The 16,315-nt window shown below is 32.2% G+C and carries 19 protein-coding genes and 2 pseudogenes; 9 read left to right on the forward strand and 12 right to left on the reverse strand.

The window, feature by feature from the left end:
- A partial coding sequence (locus CER22_RS24595) for an RNA-guided endonuclease TnpB family protein (RefSeq protein WP_142293552.1) occupies nucleotides 1–540 on the reverse strand: 540 nt, incomplete at its 3' end.
- A 223-nt stretch (nucleotides 541–763) separates the two neighbouring features.
- Between CER22_RS24595 and CER22_RS24600 the strand changes: the two genes are divergently transcribed.
- Nucleotides 764–2,182, forward strand: coding sequence for a right-handed parallel beta-helix repeat-containing protein (locus tag CER22_RS24600; protein ID WP_088609838.1), 1,419 nt, complete (start codon nucleotides 764–766; stop codon nucleotides 2,180–2,182).
- 291 nt (nucleotides 2,183–2,473) lie between these two features.
- On the opposite strand, the gene CER22_RS24605 is transcribed toward CER22_RS24600, so the two are convergent.
- The 3 genes from CER22_RS24605 to CER22_RS24615 all read right to left on the reverse strand — a co-directional run bounded on the left by CER22_RS24605 (nucleotide 2,474) and on the right by CER22_RS24615 (nucleotide 3,586).
- Nucleotides 2,474–2,767, reverse strand: coding sequence for a hypothetical protein (locus CER22_RS24605; protein WP_088609807.1), 294 nt, complete (start codon nucleotides 2,765–2,767; stop codon nucleotides 2,474–2,476).
- 4 nt (nucleotides 2,768–2,771) lie between these two features.
- Complete coding sequence (locus CER22_RS24610; protein WP_000933886.1) at nucleotides 2,772–2,972, reverse strand: helix-turn-helix transcriptional regulator; 201 nt, start codon at nucleotides 2,970–2,972, stop codon at nucleotides 2,772–2,774.
- Between the two features lie 188 nt (nucleotides 2,973–3,160).
- Complete coding sequence (locus tag CER22_RS24615) at nucleotides 3,161–3,586, reverse strand: HD domain-containing protein (protein ID WP_088609808.1); 426 nt, start codon at nucleotides 3,584–3,586, stop codon at nucleotides 3,161–3,163.
- Between the two features lie 170 nt (nucleotides 3,587–3,756).
- Between CER22_RS24615 and CER22_RS24620 the strand changes: the two genes are divergently transcribed.
- From CER22_RS24620 to CER22_RS24630, 3 genes are all read left to right on the forward strand, one after another.
- Entirely contained in the window at nucleotides 3,757–4,044 is a 288-nt protein-coding gene (locus CER22_RS24620; protein ID WP_373452624.1) for a hypothetical protein, read from the forward strand.
- Between the two features lie 281 nt (nucleotides 4,045–4,325).
- On the forward strand, nucleotides 4,326–4,691 hold the full coding sequence (locus CER22_RS24625) for a hypothetical protein (RefSeq protein ID WP_088609809.1): 366 nt from the start codon (nucleotides 4,326–4,328) through the stop codon (nucleotides 4,689–4,691).
- Nucleotides 4,692–4,829: 138 nt separating this feature from the next.
- A complete protein-coding gene (locus tag CER22_RS24630; RefSeq protein WP_088609810.1) occupies nucleotides 4,830–5,102 on the forward strand; it encodes an HU family DNA-binding protein in 273 nt (90 codons plus the stop codon).
- A gap of 249 nt (nucleotides 5,103–5,351) precedes the next feature.
- Here the strand turns inward: CER22_RS24630 and CER22_RS24635 are convergent, their stop codons facing one another.
- The 7 genes and pseudogenes from CER22_RS24635 to CER22_RS24665 all read right to left on the reverse strand — a co-directional run bounded on the left by CER22_RS24635 (nucleotide 5,352) and on the right by CER22_RS24665 (nucleotide 10,892).
- The gene (locus CER22_RS24635; RefSeq protein WP_088609811.1) at nucleotides 5,352–6,050 is read right to left on the reverse strand and encodes a DUF874 domain-containing protein; all 699 of its coding nucleotides are present in this window, start codon (nucleotides 6,048–6,050) and stop codon (nucleotides 5,352–5,354) included.
- 314 nt (nucleotides 6,051–6,364) lie between these two features.
- Nucleotides 6,365–6,498: pseudogene (locus CER22_RS24640) on the reverse strand (Crp/Fnr family transcriptional regulator); the annotation flags it as partial.
- Between the two features lie 47 nt (nucleotides 6,499–6,545).
- Nucleotides 6,546–7,934 carry an MFS transporter gene (locus CER22_RS24645; protein ID WP_088609812.1) on the reverse strand — a complete coding sequence of 463 codons (1,389 nt, stop codon included), beginning with the start codon at nucleotides 7,932–7,934 and terminating at the stop codon, nucleotides 6,546–6,548.
- Between the two features lie 629 nt (nucleotides 7,935–8,563).
- On the reverse strand, nucleotides 8,564–9,043 hold the full coding sequence (locus tag CER22_RS24650) for a DMT family transporter (RefSeq protein WP_088609813.1): 480 nt from the start codon (nucleotides 9,041–9,043) through the stop codon (nucleotides 8,564–8,566).
- A gap of 20 nt (nucleotides 9,044–9,063) precedes the next feature.
- Nucleotides 9,064–9,762, reverse strand: coding sequence for a Crp/Fnr family transcriptional regulator (locus CER22_RS24655; protein WP_088609814.1), 699 nt, complete (start codon nucleotides 9,760–9,762; stop codon nucleotides 9,064–9,066).
- Between the two features lie 20 nt (nucleotides 9,763–9,782).
- On the reverse strand, nucleotides 9,783–10,208 hold the full coding sequence (locus CER22_RS24660) for a DMT family transporter (RefSeq protein WP_088062885.1): 426 nt from the start codon (nucleotides 10,206–10,208) through the stop codon (nucleotides 9,783–9,785).
- Between the two features lie 258 nt (nucleotides 10,209–10,466).
- Nucleotides 10,467–10,892: a DMT family transporter gene (locus tag CER22_RS24665; protein ID WP_088609815.1), complete on the reverse strand. Its 426-nt coding sequence runs from the start codon at nucleotides 10,890–10,892 to the stop codon at nucleotides 10,467–10,469.
- A 217-nt stretch (nucleotides 10,893–11,109) separates the two neighbouring features.
- Here CER22_RS24665 and CER22_RS24670 point away from each other — a divergent pair, with 217 nt between their 5' ends.
- Nucleotides 11,110–11,694 (forward strand): HD domain-containing protein, encoded by a 585-nt coding sequence (locus CER22_RS24670; protein WP_088609816.1) that lies wholly within the window; start codon nucleotides 11,110–11,112, stop codon nucleotides 11,692–11,694.
- A 667-nt stretch (nucleotides 11,695–12,361) separates the two neighbouring features.
- Here CER22_RS24670 and CER22_RS24675 read toward each other — a convergent pair.
- Entirely contained in the window at nucleotides 12,362–12,541 is a 180-nt protein-coding gene (locus CER22_RS24675; protein ID WP_088609817.1) for a DUF4083 family protein, read from the reverse strand.
- Nucleotides 12,542–12,872: 331 nt separating this feature from the next.
- On the opposite strand from CER22_RS24675, the pseudogene CER22_RS24680 reads away from it, so the two are divergent.
- The 4 genes and pseudogenes from CER22_RS24680 to CER22_RS24695 all read left to right on the forward strand — a co-directional run bounded on the left by CER22_RS24680 (nucleotide 12,873) and on the right by CER22_RS24695 (nucleotide 16,125).
- Nucleotides 12,873–13,319, forward strand: a pseudogene (locus CER22_RS24680) (hypothetical protein).
- 412 nt (nucleotides 13,320–13,731) lie between these two features.
- The gene (locus CER22_RS24685; protein WP_088609818.1) at nucleotides 13,732–14,220 is read left to right on the forward strand and encodes a hypothetical protein; all 489 of its coding nucleotides are present in this window, start codon (nucleotides 13,732–13,734) and stop codon (nucleotides 14,218–14,220) included.
- A 100-nt stretch (nucleotides 14,221–14,320) separates the two neighbouring features.
- Complete coding sequence (locus CER22_RS24690; protein ID WP_088609819.1) at nucleotides 14,321–14,620, forward strand: contact-dependent growth inhibition system immunity protein; 300 nt, start codon at nucleotides 14,321–14,323, stop codon at nucleotides 14,618–14,620.
- Between the two features lie 716 nt (nucleotides 14,621–15,336).
- Nucleotides 15,337–16,125, forward strand: coding sequence for an MBL fold metallo-hydrolase (locus CER22_RS24695; RefSeq protein ID WP_088609820.1), 789 nt, complete (start codon nucleotides 15,337–15,339; stop codon nucleotides 16,123–16,125).
- Nucleotides 16,126–16,315: the final 190 nt, after the last annotated feature.

The raw sequence follows: 16,315 nt of genomic DNA on the forward strand, positions 1-16,315 counted from the left end.
AATGTAAGAATGTGTTTTCGGAAGTTCTTGTACTTCTGTTTCAACTAATAGTGACACAAAATATCTGCCAGAAGGGTTTCGTCTAACAGTCGCATTTACAATACGTCCCTCTACTTCACGACTTTTGGCAAATCGAACAAGGCCTAGTTTCGGCAACTTTATTTTGTTCCCTACAACGGCAATGTTTTCATTTGTTTGTTTTGTGGTGTAAGATTGTACGTTGTTCTTCTTAGATTTAAAGCGCGGTGCGCTGTTTTGTTTTTTGAAAAAGCGCGTATAAGCATCGGCAAGGTTGCGAACAGACGACTGAATCGCAATACTATCCACTTCCTTTAGCCAAACAAACTCTTTCTTCATGGCAGGGAGTTTGGCAGAGCATGTACCATAGGTCAAGCCTTTTCCTGTCTCTTTGTATGCGTAATCCCATAAGGTTAGGAAATGATTGAATACAAAGCGAGAACAACCAATCGTTTTGTTGATTAGAATTGCTTGTGCTTGATTTGGATAGATACGAAACTTATAGGCTTTATTGATCATCATTTCATTCACCTCCATTTCGGTATATAACTATTATATACCAAACGTACATTCGATAGATAGTAAAGTAACACTTTCTATATGTCGAACAATTAAGATGGCTTCCTGCCATCCCTTGTTCGAAGCCAATTCATCTCCCACCTACTCACTGGGCTGTGACCCTTCACGCTCCTTGAGGAAGGAGTCTTCTTGGCTAAAATGATAAATAAAAAGGAGGAAGAAAATGATGAACTATCAAGAAATATTCCCCTCATTCAAAAAATCTCTTTTTATCTTCATGTTTTCTCTCAGTATGTTAATTTTCACACTTCCAGTATCAGCCTTTGCACAATCCAATATCAATACAAATTCTGTTATAAATTACTATGTATCTCCTACAGGTAACGACCTCAATCCCGGCACATTAGATCGACCTTTTGCTACCATTCAAAAAGCTGCTAATGTTGCTAAAGAAGGAAGCACAATCTACATAAGAGGCGGGATTTATAACCAAAAGGTTCGTGTCACTCATTCCGGTGCCTCAGGAGCACCTATTACTTTTCAAAATTACCAGGATGAAAAAGTAATTCTTGATGGTTCCACAGTCAAGTTAGAGGATGATGGGTTATTTACAATAGCGGACAAAAATTATATCCAGGTAAAAGGATTAGAGTTTCGCAATTTAAAATCAACAAAAGTTAATGAAACACCTATTGGTATTTATATTACTGGAACAGGAAGTCATATCGAGATTAGAAATAATTATATCCATCACATTGAAGCAAATGTTAAAGATGGAAATGCACACGGCATTGCTGTATACGGTACTTCATCTAGTGCACAAAATAATTTAAATCATATTGTCATCGATAATAACGAAGTAGCAAATTTGAAGTTAGGACTGAGTGAAGCAATTGCTATGAACGGGAATGTAGATTCTTTTGAAGTTACTAATAACAAAGTACGTGATAACAATAACATCGGTATTGTTCTGATTGGACATGAAGGAGTATCTCCGGTAGCTGCTTTAGATCAAGCACGGAATGGAATTGTTCGTAACAATATTGTCCATCACAATTCATCCATCACTAATACGAGTTATAATGAATATTCAGCTGATGGTATTTACGTGGATGGCGGGAAGGAAATTATTATTGAGCAAAATCAAAGCTATGAAAACGACCTTGGTATTGAGGTGGCAAGCGAACATGCAGGAAAAAGCGCAAGTCAAATTACCGTTAGAGGCAATACGATATCCAATAATATCATGAGTGGTATTGCAATTGGTGGATATGACAGTCAGCAAGGATATGCTGAAAATAACACGATTACGAACAATGTAATTTATAAAAATGATACAAAAGATCAAGAGAGTGGCCAAATAGAATTAAATTATGATACCCGTAATAATGTAATTACCAATAACCAAATCTATGCAAGTAATAGTCGTATCTTTATTAGCAATAATTTTAATAAAAACACCGGAAACAAGCTTGATTACAATCAATACTATGGTGAGTTCGATCAAAATAATGGCTTATGGCAATGGAAAAGAAAAACGTATAAAGGATTTTCACCTTATCAAGTAAGTATGAATCAAGAAGGAAATGAACAACATAGTGTATTTAGCAAATTGTCTCCTTCATTCAAACTTATTTTAAAATGAAGCAAGTTTACTAAAATGACTTTATCTTAGCACACTTCAAATCCCCTCCCCTATAATGGCAAGGATGAATTAAAAATTGCAGTTTCAATTGAAACTGCAATTTTTCCACGCTTATAAAAACTCTGCATTTATTCTTTAAGTACATAGGCGTATCTATAATTATATTAGTAAGCTGCGGCCAATTTCTCCTAATATTAAGTACTAATACCTCCGCAGAAATTAATCTATTATTAATTCAGGAACAAGTATATTAAAAATATGCCCCCTTATTTTTAGTATTTCTTTTTATATTTAATAGCTCCTTCTCCAATATGAATAAGCAACTTTTAATATCCCTAAAGAAATAAAGAAATATAAGAGGATATTCACAAATTGTTCTGCTGTAATATATTGAAGCATGTTAAGGAGAAATAATATAACTATTCCCAGATAAAGAGTATTATATAAAAAATTAGTAGTTTTATACTGAATATCTAAACCTCTCTCATCTCTTGCCTCTTGGCTTTTTTGAAATTTAAACATATATAATTCACTTAAGCATGATAAAACTATAATAATAATTACAGCATACTTTATAAATTCCATTTGTTTATTCCTCCTTAAATTCGAAAACTTCCTCTAACGGTTTTCCAAAAGCTTGGGCTATTTTAAATGCAAGAATTAAAGAGGGATTATATTTATTCCTTTCCATAGAAGCGATAGTCTGTCGACTAGCACCTACTCTCTCTCCTAAATCTTGCTGTGTCCAACCTTTTTCGGCACGGCAGACAACTATCCGGTTGTTTAACAACTACCCCCACCTCCTACAAAAACTTTATCCTATTTTTAACATTTTGTATATAATTTTTAACATTTTGTATATTAGTTTTTACATTTTGTTAAAAATTATATACAAGGTTCATTTAATATTTGCATGAAGTAATTTCTTTAAACAATTAGTATTCTAGAAAATTGCTACTAAAAAAGTTGCTGTTTCTTTTATTCCTCTAAAAACTGAATCGCTTTGCGATATTTTTCTAATCGTTTTAGGTCTTTATCCGTTATCCTAGAAAGTCGTGAGCGGTCAGAATTATGTTTTAAGTCTGCAAGTTTGACAGTACGGGCAAGAGAATTTTCTTTCACTTTGCTCAGATACTCAAAATAAGGCGTGTATTTCTTTTTTGTCAGTACCTGCACTGCCTCAACTACATTATGAGGTATACCGGCACTTAACAGATCATTAGCAGTTATCTCAGTATCTTCCAGAACATCATGCAAATAAGCAGTAGCTTTCTCTTCGGCCGTATTTACAAAGCTAGCAACTGCCTCAGGGTGTTTGATATAATCCATACCTGCTTTATCTACTTGTCCAGCATGGGCCGTTTTAGCTATCTCATGAGCTATCTCTATATAATAAGGTATCATCACAAAAGCTCACTTTCTATTATCATTTATCAGTACTGTATTCAATAATTTCTTCGGTTATTTTCACACAATGAAACACAATAAGCAAGTTTAAAAATTAAAAACGCCTTCCTTTCCCTTCCCCTATGAATCTACAGAAAGAATACGCTTGAAAAATAGAATCTGAGCCCATGATCAAGCATGCTGATATACTCCATACAGAAATGAAGCAACAATTAAAACTTGTTTCAGAGGCTTCTAAAGAACACCAAAAAGAATATAAAAAGATAGATAATATTATAACGGCGCTTAATGAACAAATGTCTTCACCAACTGGTAACTTGATTTCATTTAATCAGAATGTTAATGCTTCAATTCAAAAATATAAAAAGGCTCAAGGAAGTGTCGAGATAGCAAATACCGATGAAATTAAAAGCAAATCTGAACAGATTCAAGAATCCACAACAAAAAAAGGCTAACAAAGTAAAAGTAAACAACATATAGATTTGAATTATATTTCTCAACAACCAAAATTATTTAATGTGATAAAATAATAATTGGATTGGCATCCAATACCATATTACGATGGTTCAAGTCGCAGGAAGGCACCTTAGGGTGTCTTTTTTTGTTTGAAACACATTCTGCCAAAATACCTGTATCTTTGTTAATTTACGACTCACATAATCCAACAAACTTCGTATATACAATTTGTTACCCTAAATGGGTTGACAATACGATCAGTTATAGGAGGATTTTGTGAATGGTAAAAACAGCTTGTGCAAGTATTATTACTGGAATTCTTTTAATATGTTCAACAGGATGTGCCACTCAAACTGATTCTATTACAGCTAAAACTCAATCAATAGATGATGGCACTTATACAACAAAAGAGATCACAGACGCATTTCCTGTTGGGACACCCATAACTACCTACATTCGAAAAGAAGAAAAACTGAACGTAAAACAGCTCACCAGTATTCCGCTTACAGATGGTAGCGTCGGTAGAGTTCTGGAAGCAACGGATGGTTTTGTTGTTGTATGTGGGAATGAAAAAGGAGTTTTTGATGTGTTAACATTTAAAACTTTGGAAGAAGTAAAGAAATATGAACAAGATTTAGCGCGATAATTAATAAACTTCTTAAGCCTTTTACACAGATATTGTCACCTAGCTCTTGCTATGGCTTTTCCTATGTACAGTATAATTGCATCATAAGTAATCACACGTTATAATAGTCACCTAATTACATATGAAGAGGTGCAGAAAATGAATAAAACAGAATTAACAAAAGTAGTAGCAGAAAAAGCTGAACTTACACAAAAAGATGCTGCTGTAGCAACACAAGCATTATTAGATACAATAACAAATGCGTTAGCAAATGGAGAGAAAGTACAGATTCTTGGTTTTGGTACATTTGAAGTACGTGAAAGATCTGCACGTACAGGACGTAACCCACAAACAGGTGAAGAAATGCAAATTGCCGCTTCAAAAGTACCTGCTTTTAAGGCTGGAAAAGAATTAAAAGAAGCAGTGAAATAATTATACATATTGAAAAGGGTTTGATATTCATATCAGGACCCTTTCAATATCCTTTTTGTTCAAATTTCCTAATAGTATTTGAGACAAATCTAATTGTATAATACTAATATATAAAGTTATATTTATATCGTCTCATATTTATTCATTATCGGATGCAGTTGCTTCTGCTAAAAACTATTGGAAAAGGCACCTAAGGGTGTCTTTTTTTATGGAAAAATCCCCACACATTGTGTAGGGACCTTGTTTTTCTTACCATTTAATTTTTATTGGATTTAACTTGGAAATATATCCACGTGCCAATTGTTTTTCATTGCTGTCATAGATACCGATATCACCAGAAAAATTTTCCCAATATTCCCCTAAATAGTCTTTTGACGGTGTTTTCAAATCTACATATAATCCCATTGTCCCGAAACTTGCCACCTGGCGCGCTGCTATGTCGCCTACTTGTTGCGCTCGTTCTTTCGTTGTTCCAGCTGGAACGATAACAACAATTCGAGTTAGGCTGTCTTTTGCTTCAATATGGACGTCTTGTGCCTGTGCAGCCACCTTTATTCCATCCTTTGCTGTTTGGATACCTAATTGACTTAATTTCACATCCTTATTTCGCGCTCCCTGGCCTTGTGCTGTAACTGGTTGACCCGCTTTTTCTTCTGCTTGCGCTTCATTTAACCCACTGGCTTTCGCTTGTTCAACTGGCGTTGACTCTGCTTTTGGTTCTTCTTTAACTGTTTCCTTAATTACATTTTCATGCTGTTTTGATTTATCCATCGATTGTTGCACAGGTACTTCCCTATGTTCTTGCTGCTTTTCTTCCTGAAATGCTTTAACTTTTTCTTTTTGTTCCTCTTTCTTCGCATCTTGCTCTATTTTCGCTTCTTCAGTACCACACGCAGCCAATAATAAACCTGCTGCAAGTGTTAAACCTGCTAATTTAATTGCTTTCATAATAAATACCGCCTTTTCATAATTTTATTCTTTTCTATGTATAAACGACCTCAGCTACAAATATTAACTTTGTAGCTGAGGTCTGAATCATTTAAATGATAATATATTAATATTCAAATTATTTATATTTAAATATTAAATTTATAATCTACTTTCAATCTAAACAAATTAATTTTTGCATAAAACGTGGGTCATTCTTTTAAATGGATAGTGATATGACGGTCCCCCCCTAATCGAAAAGAAACCCTATGTATTTTGATCAATCCTTGTTTCAAATACGTAGGGTTTTTCTTATAATAAAATCGATATTTACAGCATACTTCAACGACATTATGTGCTTTATTATTTTGTATCAATTCGAAATCTTCGACAATCGCTAAAGGGTTATAAAACGTAAGATCAGTTTCTTACCTTCTGGTGTGATTGTATAAACGTTCACTTCTCCTTTTTGTTTCACAGTACTCTTACATTGAAATTCTAATTAGAAAACGTAATCTACTTTGTCGTTTTTCGTTCTACTAATACCCAGTACAGAGATAAACTGAAAAGAGTAATGAGTGCGAGAATGAATAGGATATTACTATACATGGAAATATCCGCATTACTTGTAATGTCTAGAATGCTTTTTCGCAGTGAGGAATGATTCATCATAACTGCTGTATAGGCAATTCCGATTGACATAGCGACATTAAGAGTTAAGTTATAAAAACCGATTGCTGTTCCTGTTTTATCTTTCTCAATTGTACAAATGCAAGAATCAAGTAATGGTGCGTACATGAATGCAAATGAACTAGAGAATAGAACCATGGATATCACAAATACCACAACAGAAGTTTTTATAAAGAATCCGCCTAATAGTAAGCTGATTACAATACTAGACATAGCAATTGTAATACATTGCTTGCTTCCTAAAACTTTTGCAATTTTTCCAGAAAGAGCGCCGACAGTAGCTGCTGCTATATAACCTGGCATCAATAATAGTGAAATAGTATCTAGCTTCAAATCATAAATCTTTTCAAGTAAGAAAGGGAATATGAAGATATATGCTAGCTGTACAGAGTAAATTACAAAAGCAACGCCAAGCAGTGAGACAAACTGTTTATTTTTAAAGAATGATATTCCGATAAATGCTTTTGAGTTCTTACCAATATAAGCAAGGAACAATGTGATTGCAACAATAAACAAGAGAAGGTACATCCAATTGAAATCGGTAATATATAGTAATAGGGATGCTGAAATCGTTGCTACTAAAAATAATCCTACTACATCTACATTACTGTTTTTCGTTTCTTCCTTAGGAAGATATTTCAAAATAAAAGGAAGAGCGAAAAGTGTTACTAAAGAAAGTAAAAATAGAGTTGTCCAATGGAAGTACGTAGAAACATAGCCTCCAGTTAATCCACCGATAAGCTGTGAAAGAGCAAAACTACTCGTACTGAATCCTAAAAATTTCTTTTGTTCATCTGCAGGTAAATGTTTTGTTACAAAGATAACATATAATGTTTCAGCTGATGCTAGACCCGCTGTTTGGATTATCCTAGAGATAACAACTAGTAAAAATGAATGTTGGAAAACATATCCCATGATTGAACCGACACAGATAAAGATAATACCAACACTAAAAAGTTTTCTCATACTAATAGAATCCGCTAAAGCTGCATAAACAACTGCCCCAATTCCAATCACAAGGCCAGCTAATGTTGCTTGCCAGCTAACTGTTTTTGCTGAAATGTGAAAATCCTTTGCCATATCAACAGAAATAATCTTAAATGAATTGTCAATTACCAAACATAGTAGAAATAACAGTAAGATAACAGGTACTGCTTTCCTAGCACTATATTCTTGAGTTTTTTTCATGCTTACATCCCCACTTATTGTAGACATAGCTATATTTCTCTCCTTTTGTTGTACAGGAAAATTTTCTTCCTGAGTTATTATTGTCATGCTTTTAACTACTAATTGATCCTTTCGTAAAAGGTTGGGGTCAGTAATTTTTATACCATTAGTTTCATACCGGGATTCCTTTGTGTACAGTTGTCCCCCTATTTCCTTCCCATGATGTTTTAAGAAGAAACATTTTCATAAACATTTAAAAATCCCAACTTTTGATTACGCTTTCATAAACACTGATGATAACCCTTCAAAATTTACAACATCGGATGGTTGTATAAAAGTTTGTATGAATCTAGACGATGAAATGGATATCTTGCCTGCCTATGATGTTTATGGGGCCAGCCACAAAACGCGAATTTCGTACGCTAAGCTATATTCTACAAAGAAGAATCCGATTTTCTTTATACTAGGAAAATCGGATTTTTCCTAATTAATCTGTTCAATCCATGCTTTTTGAAGCCCTATTTTATCTGAGTAAACTTTCTTTTTCTTATAAGAAAAAAATCTTTAAAAATCAATACATCAATTACAAGTAGGCTTATACCGACTAATTTGTTCATTTGAAGAGGTGCTTTTTCGACAATACCTCAAATCTAAACTACGAATATTTAAATTGATTATCATTCCAGTTTACTAAGCTCTTGCTTATCTTTTTCAATTCTCTTTTTGTAAGGAAGAAGATTCTTAAAGATAACGACTCCTAGTACCAACATGCCTATACCAATTAGTTTGTTTATTTGAAAAGGCACTTTCTCTATTCCAAACAATCCAAATGTATCTATACACAACGCAAGTACTAACTGAGTTATAAGACTGATTAATACTGTATAAGACGGTCCTAACAATTTAATAGCACTCATAATAAAAACAACCAAGCCTATACCATATAAACCGCTTAAATAATATATATAATTTGTCGTGTGATAGTTTATGAACAAAGTTTTTTCCGTAATAAAATAAGCTATTAAGGAACTAATCAATCCAAAACCAAGAACACAGGAGGTCGTTAGCCAATGCCCTACTCTCTCGTTAATTTTGACATTAAAGACTGATTGCAAACTGATTAATGCTCCTGCTAAGATAGCAAAAATTAACCCCATATATTTTTCCTCCTTTTTTCTTATTCATAAATATTATTTCTAGCAATTTCTTTCATTTTAGAAACATCTTTAATTAAAATAGTTCCTTTTTTCTTTTCAATCAGTTGTTCCTTGTAAAACCTTTGTAAAATCCGAATAACATGCCTATAACTTACTCCTATAAAATCTGCTATGCTTGATACAGATGTAGAATCTATATCTTCTCTATATATGTTACCAGTACTATCCGTTGATATAGACAACAAATAACTTGCTACACGTATTTCTACAGGATAAAGTAAATTGAGCGCCGTGAAATCAGTTGCTATTTTTAAGGTATTCGCCATGTTTTGAAATAAAAAATTCATAAGTGCAATGTCATGTTTTAATTCATTTTTTATCACTTCAAATGGTATAGAGATCGTTTCCACATCAGAACATGCTTCAACTACATTATGAGATGTACTATTTTGAATGAGTTCAATATCACCGACAATTGCTAGAGGATTAATGAATCGCAAGATAAGCTTCTTACCGTCTGGTGTAATGGTATAAACTTTCACTTTCCCCTTAACCACAAAAAATAAACGATCCATTTTTTCATCTTTATTACAAATAAGTTCCCCTTTTTTGACATGCTTCAACTGAAAGTATCTTATATTTATTTTTTTAAAAGTCTCAAAGATATTGTGGATTTTTAAATAATGAATAATTAATTCTGATCTGCTATCATCTATCATTTTCACCAACCCTTTCAAGCCTAAATATTAAACACAACAATACCTAAAATCATAATGATAGTCCCAATTACATGATGACTCATTATTTTAATTTTTTTTATCCCAAACAAGCCATTAATTTCAATAAAAGTAGCCGTTAAAAGCTGGGCAATCATGAGGGTTCCGGCTGTTAATGTAATCCCCATTGAATAAATAGCAAAAGTCTCAGCAAAAATAATAATTACTCCAAATGTACCTGAAGATAAATATATTTTTTTTACGTTTTTCAAATCATTTAACGAACTTTCTTTCTTTATAAAAAATAAAGATATTGCAATTAGAAAACCAATTAAATGTGTAATAATACTTGTTGACCAAATTCCAATATCTGAACTGAGTCGGGCATTAAAAGTACCTTGAAGTGTAATTAATGCACCGCCCATAATTGCAAAGAGTATACCTTTCAAAAAATCACCTCCATTGTTCTGTTCACAGTGTAATTAAAAACTAAAATGATTTTACGCGAAAGGACAATTGTCCTTTTGTGAAATTTTAACTAATGGTTAAATAACAATATTGTACAAAAATAAAAACTACAATGAAGTAATTACCTTTATCTAAGACATGAGATTTAACTAATGAATCAAAGATATTATGGATTTTCAAATAATGAGTAATTAATTCTGATCTGCTATCACCTATCATTTCCACCAATCCTTTCAAGCTTACATATTAAACACAACAATACCTAAAATCATAACGATAGTCCCAATTACATGATGACTCATTATTTTAATTTTCTTTATTCCAAACAAGCCATTAATTTCAATAAAAGTAGCCGTTAAAAGTTGGGCAATCATGAGAGTTCCAGCTGTTAATGTAATCCCCATTGAATAAATAGCAAGAGTCTCAGCAAAAATAATAATTACTCCAAATGTACCTGAAGATAAATATACCTTTTTCACGTTTTTTAAATCATTTAACGAACCTTCTTTCTTTATAAAAAATAAGGATATTGCAATTAGAAAACCAATTAAATGTGTAATAATACTTCTTGACAAAATTCCAATATCTGAACTGAGTCGGGCATTAAATGTACCTTGAAGTATAATTAATGCACCACCTATAATTGCAAAGAGTATACCTTTCAAAGAATCACCTCCATTGTTCTGTCCACAGAGTAATTAAAAACTAAAATGATTTTACGCAAAAGGACAATTGTCCTTTTGTAAACTTTTAACTAATGGTTAAATAACAATATTGTACAAAAATAAAAACTTCAATGAAGTAATTACCTTTATCTAAGACATAACATTTAACTTATGTATAAATAGACTGTATGAACATAAATTAGAGAGGACTGTTAAAATGAACAATCAGAATAGTGATTTACAAAATATTATTTCTTTTGTCAAAGAACTGGAGCATCTAAAAAATACGCTTCGAACTGCTTGGACAAAAGATAAAAGACAAGAGAGTGTTGCAGAACATTCATGGCGACTAGCTATTTTCTCTTTGGTACTAGAAGATCATTTCTTAAATATGGATTTTAATAAAATCATTCGCATGTGCCTGATACATGATTTGGGTGAGGCTTACGAGGGAGATACACCCGCTATACTAAACATAAACAAACAAGAAAAACTCCAACAAGAAAGTCAATCTATTTCAAAATTAACTGCTTCCCTTTCGGAAAACACACGTAACAAAATATTTGAACTGTGGGAGGAATACAATAAAGGGGAAACTGAAGAAGCAAAGTTAGTAAAAGCATTAGATAAAATGGAGACAATTATTCAGCATAACCAGGGTTATACTCCCTTAGATTTTAACCATGAGTTTAATGTTACATATGGTAAAGAATTTTTATTACATAATCCGATTATTAAAACACTTCGAAATTATATAGAAAATGAGACTAAAAATAAAATAAAACAACGAGATTTAACATAATTAAATCAATTTATAACCCGTGAGGTTGTGTTGCAAAGTTTCTTAAATCTAGTTACAGAATTGTTTATTAAGGGAATATTGTTATTGTAAGAGGAGTCACTTCAGAACTTGATTTGGGACTTTGAATCATGAAAAAGTTCATACTCCCCAAAATTGAAGATACCATTGAATATAGAATGAAATACGAGAGGCAAGGTTTTGTTTAAAACTGATTTGAATTCTTTATTATTGGCTTAATCACAAGGTTCTTGCTGTAGACCGCAAAGTAGCTATTCGTATATCTTAAATTGAAACCAACCTTGGCTCTATTATTGTTTATTGCCCCTAAACTAAAAGTGTAGATAGCGAATTTATACAAAGGGAGATACAAGAGTGAAGATGATTTTCTGCGACCTATTTTCATACGTATCTCGGCTGTCTTAGGACAAATTCGTTAGCTATCATAAGTAATATTAACCAAGAAGCCCCATCACTCTCAAGCTAAAATTTTATAGTACCTCCAGAACGAAATTTTTTCGTTTTGGGGTAACTCTAAATTCTTAAGTTGGTAATCATGGGGTACTGCTAGCATTTCGCTAAGAAAAAAATGAGCCGTCCATATGGACAGCTCATTTACATAATTTTCGTTATTGGGATCTATTGCAAGCTACTTATTTTTTGAGTAGGGTTAATCTTTATTTTGTTTTTCTAATAGTGGAATAACCTTATCTAACTTTTGCTCAACTGAATCTTGCTTTTTGTGATTACTAGTATGTCGAATTATACGTATAATTCCCCCAAGCAGTGCACCGATGATCACTAATATAATAGTAAATCCAATGTAATAAATAGAGTTTTCTAAAGGCACTATACAGGACCTCTTTTTCCCTATTTCACCATTTTTAAGAAGTGATTTATTGTTTGATTTTGGTTGTATACTCTATACATGTCAGGTTAGTATAACGTCTCATTCTCGATACCAAGAGCAAATAGACTCCCTACTCTCGGAAAGAAATCTCCTTTTTCTTTTAGCTATTTGCGTATCCCCAATGTAACAGCAAGGGATTTATGTATCCGAGTTTTGGTGTACTTTATATTAAATATGCATAATTACATAATTATTCTTTATATAACGATATTAAAATTTACATTTTTAACCTGTAAAATACAGGATGTTAAATACCTAAGGAGTTGTTAATATGAAAAAATTTATGGGCATGTTAGCTATGTGTTTTGCACTTACACTAGCATTTTTACCAACTATTTCAAAGGCGGATTCTTCTCCATTACGAAGTGTTAGCATTAGTGCTGTAGGCGATAATAACAAAATGTATAGTGCAAGTTCTTACTTATCTATTCCTGTTCTTAAAGGCGATTAGCTTTATGTGAAAGTTAGTGAAGTAGGTAAACCGGATTCATATTCAGAAGCTTTAACTGTTAATGGTATTAGATATGCAGGCAGTTCTTTAGACGAAGTCAGTTCTTATACTGGTCCATTCGGATCTGAAAAAACATTTAGATTACGTATCAAAGATTCGTACATCTTCTCAAACACATCAAATTCAACAAACACTATAGCTTTTGAAGCTAGAGTTCCTTTCTCAATGCAAGTATTATCTAAAAGCATATCGGTTCATGTAGAATAATTTATAACATTATCATTAATAAAAAATACATCCCTATAAGGATGTATTTTTTATTTAATAGAAACATAATTTGAACTTACTGTTATAGAAAAAGGGGCATCATAAAAATGGTGAACTTAATATTGTTCAAAGTTACTTGTACTTATCTCCCAATTAGCTGTACAATCTACCCTTTTCATCTACTAAGTTCTTTTACTAAAGAATAGAAACTAAAAAAGAAATAGAAATGAACCTTTTTTATTATTTTGTTCATCTTTTTTCGTTTTAGGAGGGATTTTATCTTATGGCTTGGTAACAATGTGAAGGGATCCTAAGTTTATAAATCCCTGTAGTTACTGCATACTAGCAACAACCTTTTGAAATTTAGGTTACTGCGATGTATAATTATCAAAAAATCTAAGGAGTTATATATATGGCTAATATAAAAATAATAGCTGAGGTTCTGAGTATAGGGTTACAAATTGGTTTATTTTCAAAAACTGAAATAATTGATTGGGCTGATCAGACAGTTGAAGCATTAGATAGCCCTTCTATTGAAATTATAGAAGTTTCTCTATCTAGTAATGATAAGTTGGTTGACATCGTACCTAAATTAAAAAATGTAAAAGGAACGTATGATAAAAAATTACCCGTAAAAATAATACTGGGACTGTTATGGGATAAATTTATTCTAAATGCAGAAAATGTATTGAAAATAAAACCATTTATATCTAATTTGATACATAATAATTGCTTTGAGGGATTCAGTTATGTAGATGAACAGCTATATAATTTTAATGAGGAAATTAATTTAGCCGCAGATAATATATATGGGAGTCTAGAAGATATTAGTCAAGAATTAAAAAGCTTTTTATCTCCTTATAAAGACTTTAGTAAATACTTTAGTTTTTGGGAAACTTGAAAAATATTAAATGGATGGAAATAAATCATTTAGAAATAGATACTCATAAAATGGTAGTTTTTTGAGTACAGGATATCCAGAAAGATATAGGTGAGTTTACATGAAAGATAATTACATACAATATGAAGAATTAGGTGATTTTTTAGCAGGAACTTTCCATCAAGATATTGAATCACTCCAATTTGCCATAAACGAATTTATCACTGAAGTTACTAATATATGTTTAGAGAATACTATTGAAGACATTACAGCATTCCTACAAAGTGGTTTATCCGTTCATGAAAAAGAAGAATTCATCATATATAATACCAAAATTTATTTTCCTGCTTTAAACCTTACTCCTATAGAATGGCTAGAACAAATAATTGAACTCTTAAAAAGAGCATTAAAAAATAAATAGTAAGACCGATTTTCAACCGCCCTTTACAGGTGATTTTTTACTTTTTCTACTTCACATATACAAAAGGTTCATTTGTCGTAACATAATATATCCCCCTCCTTTTCATTCATGATTTTTTACTTCTTTTCTCTCCCTTGCCAATGAATATAGTATATAATTCAGCACCTCCCAAAACTGTTTTTCTTCCACATTACGAGAAAAATCCCCTCAAGGTATCTCAAAAGCAGGACAATTATTTAATATTCCTATACTCTCCAACATACAACAAAATACATCGTAAAATATATCTTAAGATGTATTTTAAAAGGGAAATCGGCATCAGTTTTCTAACCCATATATTTATGAGGAGCTTTACCCATAAGTTGGCCTTGTGTTAATTATTAACCTATAAGCTGGCCATTATTTTATGCGAAATTTTATACATATGGAGTAAAGGAAATAAAGATAATGATTGCTTTTAACCACTGATATAATGGAATGAATAAGAAACTGCATACGTAGGTGAATAGGATGTTTCACGAATATTAATTAGTCGGGGATTGTTGATAAGGAGAACTTCTGATAATGAGACGTTACGTTAACCGAACATGTATAGGATATACACTGTTCCTTATTCAACCAAATGACATTTTAGTTCAAGAATGACAGTAGAAGGTTTCAAGTAAGTTAATAGAGAAAATTGTTGGTATGAGAGTTTAGAAAGGAGAATTTAATAAATGGTTAAAATTAAAGACTCATGGTTTACAGTAAATCAAATAGATAATACAACTTTCGCTATTAGTGAGTATGGACATTGGGAACAAGTTCACTCTTATTTATTAATCGGTGAGGAGAAAGCTGCATTAATTGATACGGGTCTTGGGATTGATAACATAAAAAGGATTACAGACCAGCTTACAAATTTACCGATTATTGTTTTAACAACACACGTCCATTGGGATCATATTGGAAGTCATGGTGAATTTAAGAATATTTATGTACATAAGGATGAAGAAGACTGGCTAGTCAATGGTATTAAGAAACTTTCTATCGAACAAATCAGAAAAGATGTAAGTCGTGATATTACAATTCCTACACCAAAAACGTTTAATCCAGACACCTATAAACCCTTTCAGGGTAATCCTACAGGTTTGTTAAATGACGGTGATGAAATAGAGATAGGCAATAGAAAATTGACTATCTACCATACTCCAGGACATTCTCCGGGACATATTTCAATTTTAGATAATAGTAAAGGTTATTTATTTACAGGTGATTTGCTTTATGATGAGACTCCAGTGTATGCTTTTTTCCCTACGACCAACCCTGTGGATTTAACGCAATCGTTAAAGAAAATATCCAAAATCCCCAATGTTACGAAGATTTATGGAGGACATAATACAATAGGTCTTGATGCAAGCCTTTTAAAAGAAGTGGGAAATGCAGTTGAGGAACTTAAAGAAAAAGATCAAGTAAGATTCGGAACTGGAATTCATAAATTCAAAGGATTTAGTTTGCAATTTTAATTATGTTTATTAAACTAATTGGGGCTTTAATTGAGCAAGAAACCAAAAACTTTTAACTTCCTCTTTCGAATTTCACGTCAACTAGCATCTCTTAAGAGGGGCTAGTTGTTATTTTTGTTGTATACATATTAGAAGCATAAGTTGGCCAAGTTGATCAAAACGGCCATCTTATGCTTCTTGTTACAGTTTT

The organism is Bacillus sp. K2I17 (assembly GCF_002209985.1).
GTDB lineage: Bacteria > Bacillota > Bacilli > Bacillales > Bacillaceae_G > Bacillus_A > Bacillus_A wiedmannii.